Genomic DNA, 8924 nt, shown 5'->3' on the forward strand with positions numbered 1-8924 from the left:
TACACATCGTTGTCAACTAAAATCGGTGTATGCCGTGCACGAAATTTCTTGCTTGTGAAGCGGGGAGCGCATACAACCGGCCTATGACGCAGATAGACCCGTATGTGAAAACCTGGAATGAGAACCGCGTTGACTGGCTGTATCAGATCGCCAGATGCGCGGAAGTAAGCCCTAGCGCGGTGCGGCTCGGGTTGCTTTTCGCGACGTTCCTACAGCCTGATGAGCGCGAGGAAGTGCACCCAAGTTACAAGTGGCTTGTGGAGAACGCGCACATGAGCCGTGGCACAATAGCGAAGGCTTTGAACGAGTTGGAGGAAGCCGGTTTCATCAGGACGAGGCGCTATCATGCGGAAGGAACGCACTACTCCATGCCGTTTGATGGCAATGGGAAATGGACGCGTGATCGTGCGACACCGTATGTTCCAAAGCAGATGAAGAACCCGCCCAAGGGGAGGCGGAAGCGCAAAACCATTGAGTCTAAAAATTAGACGGTAGATATACGGTCTCTATTATATACTCCTTACGGAGTAAGAAAGATAAAGACCATATATCTTGAGTCTAAAAATTAGACGCAATTGATTTGGCTAGTTTGCAGCCTTCAAGCGCCCTTTCGCAAAACCGATAATCTCGGCGCGTTCTTCTGGGCTGGCGTTCTTGAGCATATTGGAAATGTCGATGACCTCGCCTTCAACAAGCGGGTTCACGTTCAACAGATCCCACGGCTCGCAAGCGTAGGCTTCCGCTGCTGCTTCAAGAAGCCCCTGACTGTAGGGGATTTCGGCGCGCTCCACGCGGGACAAGTTCGAGCGGTCCATATCCAGACGCAAGGACGCCTGTTCCTGGGAAAGCCCACGATACAAGCGCCATTCCTTCAAAAATGTCTTGCGCCAAGTGCGGCGCGGTTTCTTCACGGCTGGCATAAATCCAGATTATCCCGTTGAAAAATAACGTCTATAGCGCCCGATACACATTTGTGTTTGACATTCACCGTGTAGGTGGTACACATATCAGCATGAAACTCGCTGAATACATGACCCTGACCAAGAAATCCGACTCGTCTCTGTCTGCGGAGATGAAGAAGGAGACGGGCGTTGTACGCGACCGCTCCACGATCAGCCGCTGGCGTCGGATGGAAACGCGGCCCGATTGGGATGCCATGAAAGCGCTGACCGCTGTCACGCGGGGCGCAGTCACGGCCAGCGACTTCTTCGAGATAAAGGGGAGGAAGAAAGCTAATGCTGCTGCATAAATCGCTTCATAGCCTGCACCTCTCCGGTGAGTTGCCAGCCGATGGCATCCGCGCAAACCACAAGCGCCGGAACGACGTTCTCCAGAGCGCAGATATTCTTTGCCACCACGACACGCTGCGTACCGCCCGTGAATGGGTCGTTCTGGATGCTGTAGAAGGTGAACCGGAAGACGCCACGCGCTATCTGGTCCACGCTTCCAATGCCATCGATGTAGGTGTCTTGAACTGGCGTGAGTTCGATCATCTTGACCATGCTTGCCTCCTCTCATTCCTCGCAAACAAAACAAGGCTAGCATGGCTTTGGGTTCCGTCAGATTTTCTTAAAAGTTTAGTTAACTGGCCGGTTACACCTCGCGAGGTGGTCCAATGACCAGTGTTTTCCTGCGCTTATGTGCCGTAGCGCTCTGCGTCGCTCTGGTGGTGGTGATGAACCATTACTCCAAAATGGGGGGCATCCGCATAGGGCAGATTGCCAGCGTGTGCCGCATCCTTGAGGACACCGGACACGAGGGTGAGGCCGTCAAGCGCATCTGCCCCAAATACCGCAAGTACTACTCCGTTCTGGAGGCGTCCCGATGACATACGCTGACGCTATCACCTTCACCGACCTATTGGCCTTTCCCTTCATCACCATCCTTGCATTCATAGCGCGGAGGAACGCGGCATGAGCAACCTCTCCAAGAGCATGTTCATCAATGAAGCTGCCTATCAGGAGGCGCTGGCTGAGGAGCGCGCAAAGCACACTCCTGGGCCGTGGGTGGCATCTAAATTCGGTTTCCAGGTTCTCACCGGCGACTCGTGGAACAGCATTTGCGAACTTAAGGGTAGCGCGGAGTGGGAAGACGGGCGCGGCACATACGAGCCTCAATACGAGGGGCAGAACCGAGAAGCCAACGCCCGCCTCATAGCCGCTGCACCCGATCTGCTGGAAGCGCTCAAGACGTTCGCAGATCACGCGCAAGACCGCCGTGCAGATGACCCCACTTGGAGAGACGGGGATACCGTCAAGATCGTCGTGACCATTGGCGACCTTCGCCGCGCTTCTGCCGCTGTTTCCAAAGCAGAGGGCCGCTAACATGACCCTCTCACCAGCCAACACGAATAACCGTGGCCACCTCCCCACGGTTGACCGCGCACCGGGGGCTTTCCTCCCGGCCTCCGGTGCCACTTCTTCCACTGCCGAACGTGTTTCAAGCGGGAAAGCAAGGTCACTCCGCCTTGTTATCGGCAGTATCCGAGCAGGTGGAGAAACCGCATTGCAGCGGGTTTCCAATGCAGATGCGGGGGCGACCCCAATCCGTGATGACCGACCGGCCTGCTCGGAATTGTATTCGCCGTGGACCGTCAGCAAAGCGAGGTACTGGTGATGGGAAAGATCGCTGGACAGATCCAGGGGAAGAAGCGCTGGAAGGTGTTTATCGTCTACCGCACGGAAAGCGGCCCGCTGGATATCACGCACTATGTCAATGAAATCGCGGAAGTGCATGACCTGATCGAACGCGGCCCACATTGGGATTGCCTTGTGTCCTGCACCATCACGCGGTTTCAGCACATCACCAGCGAGACGTTGACCGTCGAAGAAGCGGAGCAGCTTTGATGGCTTGGCTTGTCGCGTCATATCTCTATTTCGTTGGCGTTCTTCCAACGGCCTGCCTGCTTTACTACACGCTTGAGCGGCCTGTTCCGGTTGCTCGCGCTGTTCTGGCGGTAATCCTGTGGCCGTTCTTCTTCGCGGCGATATGCCTCTCCACCACTACCGGCAGGAGGGCGCTATGAACCGTGTCGTGACGGAGATTGAGTTCCGCTTACGGTTACAGCGCTTGCTTCTGCAAGGTGATTTCGCAGAGGTGGGGTGTGTGACTGGCCCCGGCAGGTCTGGTGCCGTCGCGGCTGTTTACGCATCCCACATCCTTCGCGTTCCATTCATCCCTTTTGGGTCTCCGGCACCGGATCATCTGGGTCGCCTTCTCATTGTGGACACGGCCACCCAAACTGGCAAAACGATACGTAAAGCAGCGCGTCGGTATCGGGAGAATAACCCGCTGACGCTCGCCGCTTATCAAGAGCCGCCTCGCGTCATGTTTTGGTACGAGGGGCGCAAGCCGCAAAGCTTTCGTCACGAGCGGAGGAATGCGGCATGAACTCTCTCATTGCAATTTGCGGCGGCAAGCCTGAGCGCAGGGAGGCGGCTAAGACGAGGACGGGGATATCCGCCTCCCTGCACAAACGCGCCGAGGGCATAGCGCGTATTCGGAATCTCTTCGGGCCTTTGTTTTGGGACGCCCGAAACCCCACCCACCAGGCGCTTGCGCTGTTCAAGAGTTCGCAGCAGTCGAGCAGCATCTGCGCCTATGTCGATCATTTCTCTAACGCTCCTTTCGTCTACGAGAACAACCGTAGACCGAAGGAGACGCAAGGTGTTGTCACAGCGTGACAAGGACAAGGCGATGAGTGACACGGCCTATTACAGCGACTTGATGCGCGAAGCCTTTCCAAAGGCCCGCTATGGGGCCGCGAAAGCCGCGATCTATGCCGCCTATCGTTTTATGGGACCGAAGGTGCAGAAGCCGTTCACAGAGCGGCGGGCGCGTTCGATTTGGGAAGGGACTGCCAGACGCATTGATGCGGAAGAAGCGGAAGTGCTGCGTCTGGCCAAGCTTGAAGAGGCAAAGCGTGAACAACGGGAACTTCGTGAGCGGCTTTCTGAGCTGGATGCGACACTTGCCGCACTCGATGCGCGTCAGGATCGCTACTTGGGCTCGCAAGCGAGCGCATAGACACCGCGACAAGAGCATGTGGTGGCGAGACTTCGCGGCATGGATTCTGCCGGAAGCCGAGGACTGAGGGGTTGGGGATCATGAGCTACTTCAACAAGCATCATCCCACATCAAGAGAGATAGGTGTTTGCCTTTGTGCGCCACCTGTTCTGTTCGCGGTGCTTTACGGCCTCTGCTGGCTCGCGGGGTGGGTGTGATGGCTGATTACGATCCAAAGAAAGACGCGCACGACAGCTATTTCGCGGCGGTAGAAGCCAAGCGCAAGCGCGGGGATAAGCACTGGCCGGAAAAAGATCCATGGAAGCGCGTCGAGCGCATTGGTGATGTGACGCTGTATCTTGGGGACTCGACGGCTATTGTCCCGGTCTTAGAGGGCTTCGACGCTGTTGTTACAGACCCTCCATTTGGAATGGCGTTTCGCAGCAATCACCGGGCCGTGAAGCACGAGGCAATTGCGGGCGATGGCGAGACCGAATTGCTCCAGTGGGCCTGCGGACTCGAAGCCGGTCATTCAAAATACGTGTTCTGCAGGTGGGATAACCTGCGCGACATTCCAAAACCAAAGTCGCTTGTGACATGGGTAAAGAACAACTGGTCAATGGGCGACCTTGCGCACGAACATGGACGCCAGACGGAGGTAGCTGCGTTTTACCCCGGCCCCAATCATGATTTCCCAAAGGCGCGTCCGTCTGACGTTATTCATGCACCGCGAACCGGAAATGAACATCATCCGACTGAGAAACCGGTTCAATTGATGGCGGCGATCTTGGAATGGACGCGGGGAACGGTTCTGGACCCATTCATGGGTGCGGGGAGTACAGGCGTTGCGGCAGTGCGTATGGGTAGGCCATTCATCGGCATTGAACTGCACGAGCCGTATTTCGAGATCGCGGTGAAGCGCATCCGTGATGCGGCGGCAAGACCAGATCTCTTTGCAGGAACAAAAGCAGAATCCCCTAAGCAGGAAAGCCTCTTCGGCGGGGAGGCAGCATGATCCGCATATCCCTGCCATACCCGCCAAGCATCAATGCGGCCTATGCCAATGGAGGCAACAAGCGCGGTCGCCACAAGACGGCAGCATATCGCGCATGGGAGCAACTGGCAGGCACATGCATCAAGGATGCGCACCGGCAGGCTCTTGGCCCCTACAGCCTTCACATAGCGGCACGCAGGCCAGACAAGCGCCGCAGGGATCTCGGCAATATCGAGAAGGTGGTGAGTGACCTCCTGGTTACGCATGGCGTGGTCAAGGATGACTGCCTCGCGGAGCGCATAACTTTACAGTGGGATGCGGGCCTAGACGCTGAATGCGTGGTGATTGTCCAGCCAGCAGAAGAGGCGATGGCAGCATGAAGCGCATCCCTCACGAGCAAATGGCCTTCCGCTTACAGCGCATGATCTGGAGCAAGGAAACATGGCTACGCGACCACGGGACAAAGCGCCCTCGTCATGAAGTTGAAGATCAAGAGGCAAACCTAGCCGCACTCAAGCAAGCCTCTGCTGACTATGAGCGGGCGGCAAACCGGAAGAAGGACGAGGCAGCATGACCAGACAAAGAGCAAGACCAACAACCAAGGCAGACGAGTGCGAAGCCTTCCGCGAATTTTGGGCTGCATGGCGTCCTAACATGAACAAGAACGATGGCAGGGGCGCGGCCCGCGACGAGTTCTACAGGCATGTGTCTTACGGTGCAGATGCGCAGGACATGGCCGATGGTGCAAAGTGGTTCCTGCACAATGGCGGCAATGCAGGAGACTTCCGCGTCCATGCTTCGACGTGGCTCAACCGCAGGGCTTACGAGGATGGCGCAGAACTCTGGCGAGAGTATCAGTCACGCCTCCATGCCAGCCAAGCGCAGGCCAGTGAGAACGTCGTTCCCATGAAGCAGCGTGCCGTCCTCCCCAAGAACCATTTCTCAAGACGATGGGAAAACGGCGAATTTCAGAAAGAACAAAAAGGGCAGGGAGCATGAACAATATAGCACTACTCACGATGAAGGCGGACGTTCGGTTCTCTTCGCTGATCCAGCGGCTCGGCGGTCCTTCGCAATCTCACAAGGTGCGCGCGATCGATATCGCAACCCGCGTCGCACATGAGGACGGGCTGACCTTGGCCGATCTCGTCGGGGAAAGCCGGAGGCGGAAGATTGTTGATAGCCGCTACCGCGCCATGGCCGAAATCAAACGGGTGCATCCGGGCATCGGTTCGGTGCGTGTGGCTCGCTTATTCGGGGATCGCGACCACACCTGTGTTCTGCGAGCGTGGAGACGGCACGGAATAGCAGGGTACTAACCAGATCCAAGCGGCGGGGATACGAGATGAAAAGACGAGGGTTTCTAGGCTTCCTAGGCGGGGCTGTAGCTTCTGGACCGACACTGGCGCAGGGAGTGGCTGAGAACGCCACCCAGTATATTCCGAGGGTCTCAACCATCGGTTCTACTGGCGTTGAGAGTGCAGGCGGTAACGATGATTGGAAGGCGAAACAGATAAAGCGCCTCAAGGCTCGGCTTCTCGGGGAAGATGAAGAGACGAAGAAGCTGGATTCGATGGAGCGTCGAGAACGCTTGGAGACTGTCGAACGCTCCCGTCTGGATGGGCTGCGGTCAGTTGCCCCAGCCCAGAAAGCGCGAATGCTGAACCGGTTCATTGAGAATGAATATCGACGTAGGCGCAGGTTCTATTGGCAGGAAGAGCTTAACGAACTTCTTGGCCTGAAAGATTAGCGGCGGGGATACGAGGGCAATGACCAAGGCAAGAACACGCTCACTCAAGATAAAGGCCAAGCGTGGGCGACCGCGTGAGGAAGGGGTAGCAAGAGAACCGAACGGGCGCAAAAGCCGCTCAAAGGAGCCAGCAAGCAAACTGGCATTGGAAGCGAGGGCAAGAATGCGCCAGATCACGATTGAGCAGGCAATGAGCCAAGACGCGGAGTCGTATCTAGGCACGCTGCATCTCGCCTATATCAACTGGAAAGATGAAGCAAAGAAGGCCGCAGGGCAGGGCAAGAAGTTCGACAAGTGCCAGCCTGAACACTCGCTTTCAACAGCCCAATACTACGCGCTCCTAAGCTGTCAGGAGGCGCACAACGATTACCTCAAGGCCATTGGTGCGCCAGGAGCGTACTATGACGGCCATAATGGCAGCACAGGCGACGAGGGAGCCCATAAGGAATGGGTGAGGATGGCAAAGGCACGCTGGACAGGTGAAGGCGGTATTCGTGACGCTATCCGCGAGGCGCAACAGTGTGACCGGTCCAGCAACCTTTGGGCCGCGCTCGATTTTGCAGTGATCCGCAAGGAGCGGGTGCCGTATCTGCTTGGGTCGGTGAAGGCGCTTGCGAATGTTCTCAACAGGCACTTTTCGAAGGGCAAGAAACAGCGGTGATGTTATAACTTGACATTGGTCACAAATCAGGCTACGGAAGTCATTAATGTTAGATGGCGCTTTCTGCGCCGGTACGAGTTTCAAGCCGCACAGGCAGCGCGCTATAGTCTGTGTGGCCTATCCCGCCCCGCCTCTCTGTGCTCCGGCCTGATGCGCCTCTGGGCGGGTCTTCTTCTTCGAACCTGAAACTAGGCACAACCTAGCAAGTAGGGTTCACCCGGCGGCGGTCTTCGGGCCGCTCGCCCTGGTTTCTGCCAAATGGCAGTGTGAGTTGCGAGGCGGCGCTGAAAGCAGAAGCGCGCAGGCATGTGAGATGTCCTAACCGGGTAATGCCGTGATACGCGCCAGAGGCATCTTAGAGCGGGAGTAGCGTCCCGCCCTCGCAAGCAGAGCGCACCGTCACGGCGTAACAGTGACGCCAGAAGCTGGTAACTGGCATATCCAATTCAAGAACAGCCCGCCTCCCTGAACATCACAGAAGCCTCGTAGCGAAGAAGCAGGCGAGAGCGGGCTACCTCAACAAGACCCCGGTCACTGCATTGCATACCAGTCATGAGAACATGGCGATCCGTGAGGCTAGCGGGCGTGGGGTCATCTCAATCAGGACGGCAAAAGCTACTGTCATCGAGATGAAGGCTTGGGAGTAAGCCGCACGCTAGCAACGCGGCGAACCTGGATGCATCGGCCCCCAAAGCCGACCGACCTTCCGTCCTGACACGAACGCTGCCCCGCTCCCGAGGGTGTCCTGCGGTAAATAGGCTAATATCGGGGGACAAATCCAAACAGACTAATCGAAAGGACGTGACATATGCGCACGATCACTGAGCATGTTGTAAACGCAGCGAACGACCGCCTTGCCCTCGTTGTGTTAGATGAGCCGGGGGCAGGTGGAGCTAATCACCATTACCGCGTGACCGGCGATCCTGACAGCGGCGTGGCTGTCGATATCCAGTTTCAGAATGGCCCGATCAATGAAGTGGGTGTAAATGGTCTGACGCATGAGGTTCTTCTAGCAATTGTGGCTGATCGCCTCCGCGCATTCCAGGCTGGCCCGTTCTCGTGCCGTGAGAACGCATTGGCACTCACAAAGATTGAGGAAGCACAGCATTGGCTCCATAGCCGCACCCGCGCCCGCATGGCTCGTGGCGTTGAGGGGCGGCACAAGGTTTGAACCTCATAGCGGTGCCTCTCCAAAGCGCAGAGAGGTTAAATGCGGGGAATGCTCCAAGCCGCTCAATGACAATGCAAATGCATTACGGGGAATGATGATGAACCGAGAGATTGCACCTTTCGCACCCGCCTCCAAACCATAGGCAAGAGACAATGCCAGAACACTCCCGACTGGATGAACTAGCGCACAGAGCAGCAGAACGCTTCAAGCGCGAACAATCCATGCAGTTCGGTGAGTGTGCAATCAACTTGATGATGACGAGCATGTCAGCCCGCGAGGTCATTGAATGGCTGGAGCGGCAGGCAGAGATGCTTCGCGAGTTCGGGTAGTAACCAAACAGTTA

19 protein-coding genes are annotated in these 8924 nt (G+C 56.8%); 17 read left to right on the plus strand and 2 right to left on the minus strand.

Translation table 11 applies throughout. The annotated features are described in order from the left end of the window. Positions 1 to 83 precede the first annotated feature (83 nt). The gene (locus WA367_RS13815; RefSeq protein ID WP_336057343.1) at positions 84 to 488 is read left to right on the plus strand and encodes a helix-turn-helix domain-containing protein; all 405 of its coding nucleotides are present in this window, start codon (positions 84 to 86) and stop codon (positions 486 to 488) included. Between the two features lie 96 nt (positions 489 to 584). Here WA367_RS13815 and WA367_RS13820 read toward each other — a convergent pair whose 3' ends face one another. Beyond that, positions 585 to 920, minus strand: coding sequence for a helix-turn-helix domain-containing protein (locus tag WA367_RS13820; protein WP_336057344.1), 336 nt, complete (start codon positions 918 to 920; stop codon positions 585 to 587). A 92-nt stretch (positions 921 to 1012) separates the two neighbouring features. Here WA367_RS13820 and WA367_RS13825 point away from each other — a divergent pair, with 92 nt between their 5' ends. Continuing rightward, the gene (locus WA367_RS13825; RefSeq protein WP_336057345.1) at positions 1013 to 1249 is read left to right on the plus strand and encodes a hypothetical protein; all 237 of its coding nucleotides are present in this window, start codon (positions 1013 to 1015) and stop codon (positions 1247 to 1249) included. Here the strand turns inward: WA367_RS13825 and WA367_RS13830 are convergent. Next, the gene (locus WA367_RS13830; protein ID WP_336057346.1) at positions 1233 to 1502 is read right to left on the minus strand and encodes a hypothetical protein; all 270 of its coding nucleotides are present in this window, start codon (positions 1500 to 1502) and stop codon (positions 1233 to 1235) included. The genes WA367_RS13825 and WA367_RS13830 overlap by 17 nt on opposite strands. A gap of 113 nt (positions 1503 to 1615) precedes the next feature. Here WA367_RS13830 and WA367_RS13835 point away from each other — a divergent pair, with 113 nt between their 5' ends. The 15 genes from WA367_RS13835 to WA367_RS13905 all read left to right on the plus strand — a co-directional run bounded on the left by WA367_RS13835 (position 1616) and on the right by WA367_RS13905 (position 8581). After that, positions 1616 to 1828 (plus strand): hypothetical protein, encoded by a 213-nt coding sequence (locus tag WA367_RS13835; protein ID WP_336057347.1) that lies wholly within the window; start codon positions 1616 to 1618, stop codon positions 1826 to 1828. A gap of 85 nt (positions 1829 to 1913) precedes the next feature. Next, positions 1914 to 2324, plus strand: a complete 411-nt coding sequence (locus tag WA367_RS13840; RefSeq protein WP_336057348.1) for a hypothetical protein — start codon at positions 1914 to 1916, stop codon at positions 2322 to 2324. Between the two features lie 261 nt (positions 2325 to 2585). Beyond that, a complete protein-coding gene (locus tag WA367_RS13845) occupies positions 2586 to 2846 on the plus strand; it encodes a hypothetical protein (protein WP_336057349.1) in 261 nt (86 codons plus the stop codon). After that, on the plus strand, positions 2846 to 3025 hold the full coding sequence (locus WA367_RS13850; protein ID WP_336057350.1) for a hypothetical protein: 180 nt from the start codon (positions 2846 to 2848) through the stop codon (positions 3023 to 3025). The genes WA367_RS13845 and WA367_RS13850 overlap by 1 nt, the downstream gene beginning before the upstream one ends. Next, complete coding sequence (locus WA367_RS13855; RefSeq protein WP_336057351.1) at positions 3022 to 3390, plus strand: hypothetical protein; 369 nt, start codon at positions 3022 to 3024, stop codon at positions 3388 to 3390. Before WA367_RS13850 ends, WA367_RS13855 begins: the two co-directional genes overlap by 4 nt. Beyond that, complete coding sequence (locus tag WA367_RS13860; RefSeq protein WP_336057352.1) at positions 3387 to 3683, plus strand: hypothetical protein; 297 nt, start codon at positions 3387 to 3389, stop codon at positions 3681 to 3683. Before WA367_RS13855 ends, WA367_RS13860 begins: the two co-directional genes overlap by 4 nt. Then, positions 3667 to 4026, plus strand: a complete 360-nt coding sequence (locus WA367_RS13865; protein ID WP_336057353.1) for a hypothetical protein — start codon at positions 3667 to 3669, stop codon at positions 4024 to 4026. Before WA367_RS13860 ends, WA367_RS13865 begins: the two co-directional genes overlap by 17 nt. A 196-nt stretch (positions 4027 to 4222) precedes the next feature. Then, positions 4223 to 5020 carry a DNA-methyltransferase gene (locus tag WA367_RS13870; protein ID WP_336057354.1) on the plus strand — a complete coding sequence of 266 codons (798 nt, stop codon included), beginning with the start codon at positions 4223 to 4225 and terminating at the stop codon, positions 5018 to 5020. Next, positions 5017 to 5379 (plus strand): RusA family crossover junction endodeoxyribonuclease, encoded by a 363-nt coding sequence (locus WA367_RS13875; RefSeq protein WP_336057355.1) that lies wholly within the window; start codon positions 5017 to 5019, stop codon positions 5377 to 5379. The genes WA367_RS13870 and WA367_RS13875 overlap by 4 nt, the downstream gene beginning before the upstream one ends. Continuing rightward, positions 5376 to 5573 carry a hypothetical protein gene (locus WA367_RS13880; RefSeq protein WP_336057356.1) on the plus strand — a complete coding sequence of 66 codons (198 nt, stop codon included), beginning with the start codon at positions 5376 to 5378 and terminating at the stop codon, positions 5571 to 5573. The genes WA367_RS13875 and WA367_RS13880 overlap by 4 nt, the downstream gene beginning before the upstream one ends. A gap of 80 nt (positions 5574 to 5653) precedes the next feature. After that, on the plus strand, positions 5654 to 5998 hold the full coding sequence (locus tag WA367_RS13885; RefSeq protein WP_336057357.1) for a hypothetical protein: 345 nt from the start codon (positions 5654 to 5656) through the stop codon (positions 5996 to 5998). Then, positions 5995 to 6318: a helix-turn-helix domain-containing protein gene (locus WA367_RS13890; protein ID WP_336057358.1), complete on the plus strand. Its 324-nt coding sequence runs from the start codon at positions 5995 to 5997 to the stop codon at positions 6316 to 6318. The genes WA367_RS13885 and WA367_RS13890 overlap by 4 nt, the downstream gene beginning before the upstream one ends. A 95-nt stretch (positions 6319 to 6413) precedes the next feature. Then, the gene (locus WA367_RS13895) at positions 6414 to 6749 is read left to right on the plus strand and encodes a hypothetical protein (protein WP_336057359.1); all 336 of its coding nucleotides are present in this window, start codon (positions 6414 to 6416) and stop codon (positions 6747 to 6749) included. 163 nt (positions 6750 to 6912) lie between these two features. After that, entirely contained in the window at positions 6913 to 7410 is a 498-nt protein-coding gene (locus WA367_RS13900; protein ID WP_336057360.1) for a hypothetical protein, read from the plus strand. 808 nt (positions 7411 to 8218) lie between these two features. Further along, complete coding sequence (locus WA367_RS13905) at positions 8219 to 8581, plus strand: hypothetical protein (protein ID WP_336057361.1); 363 nt, start codon at positions 8219 to 8221, stop codon at positions 8579 to 8581. Positions 8582 to 8924: the final 343 nt, after the last annotated feature.

Origin of the sequence: Nitratireductor sp. CH_MIT9313-5, from assembly GCF_037029545.1 — a bacterium.
GTDB lineage: Bacteria > Pseudomonadota > Alphaproteobacteria > Rhizobiales > Rhizobiaceae > Chelativorans.

Excerpts from the sequence above, each read along its gene's own strand:
- WA367_RS13850 (WP_336057350.1), top strand. The coding sequence starts at position 2,846 with ATGGCTTGGCTTGTCGCGTCATATCTCTATTTCGTTGGCGTTCTTCCA.
- WA367_RS13840 (WP_336057348.1), top strand. The coding sequence starts at position 1,914 with ATGAGCAACCTCTCCAAGAGCATGTTCATCAATGAAGCTGCCTATCAG.
- WA367_RS13830 (WP_336057346.1), bottom strand. The coding sequence starts at position 1,502 with ATGGTCAAGATGATCGAACTCACGCCAGTTCAAGACACCTACATCGAT.
- WA367_RS13835 (WP_336057347.1), top strand. The coding sequence starts at position 1,616 with ATGACCAGTGTTTTCCTGCGCTTATGTGCCGTAGCGCTCTGCGTCGCT.
- WA367_RS13855 (WP_336057351.1), top strand. The coding sequence starts at position 3,022 with ATGAACCGTGTCGTGACGGAGATTGAGTTCCGCTTACGGTTACAGCGC.
- WA367_RS13880 (WP_336057356.1), top strand. The coding sequence starts at position 5,376 with ATGAAGCGCATCCCTCACGAGCAAATGGCCTTCCGCTTACAGCGCATG.
- WA367_RS13820 (WP_336057344.1), bottom strand. The coding sequence starts at position 920 with ATGCCAGCCGTGAAGAAACCGCGCCGCACTTGGCGCAAGACATTTTTG.
- WA367_RS13900 (WP_336057360.1), top strand. The coding sequence starts at position 6,913 with ATGCGCCAGATCACGATTGAGCAGGCAATGAGCCAAGACGCGGAGTCG.
- WA367_RS13815 (WP_336057343.1), top strand. The coding sequence starts at position 84 with ATGACGCAGATAGACCCGTATGTGAAAACCTGGAATGAGAACCGCGTT.
- WA367_RS13825 (WP_336057345.1), top strand. The coding sequence starts at position 1,013 with ATGAAACTCGCTGAATACATGACCCTGACCAAGAAATCCGACTCGTCT.
- WA367_RS13890 (WP_336057358.1), top strand. The coding sequence starts at position 5,995 with ATGAACAATATAGCACTACTCACGATGAAGGCGGACGTTCGGTTCTCT.
- WA367_RS13875 (WP_336057355.1), top strand. The coding sequence starts at position 5,017 with ATGATCCGCATATCCCTGCCATACCCGCCAAGCATCAATGCGGCCTAT.
- WA367_RS13860 (WP_336057352.1), top strand. The coding sequence starts at position 3,387 with ATGAACTCTCTCATTGCAATTTGCGGCGGCAAGCCTGAGCGCAGGGAG.
- WA367_RS13905 (WP_336057361.1), top strand. The coding sequence starts at position 8,219 with ATGCGCACGATCACTGAGCATGTTGTAAACGCAGCGAACGACCGCCTT.
- WA367_RS13885 (WP_336057357.1), top strand. The coding sequence starts at position 5,654 with ATGAACAAGAACGATGGCAGGGGCGCGGCCCGCGACGAGTTCTACAGG.
- WA367_RS13870 (WP_336057354.1), top strand. The coding sequence starts at position 4,223 with ATGGCTGATTACGATCCAAAGAAAGACGCGCACGACAGCTATTTCGCG.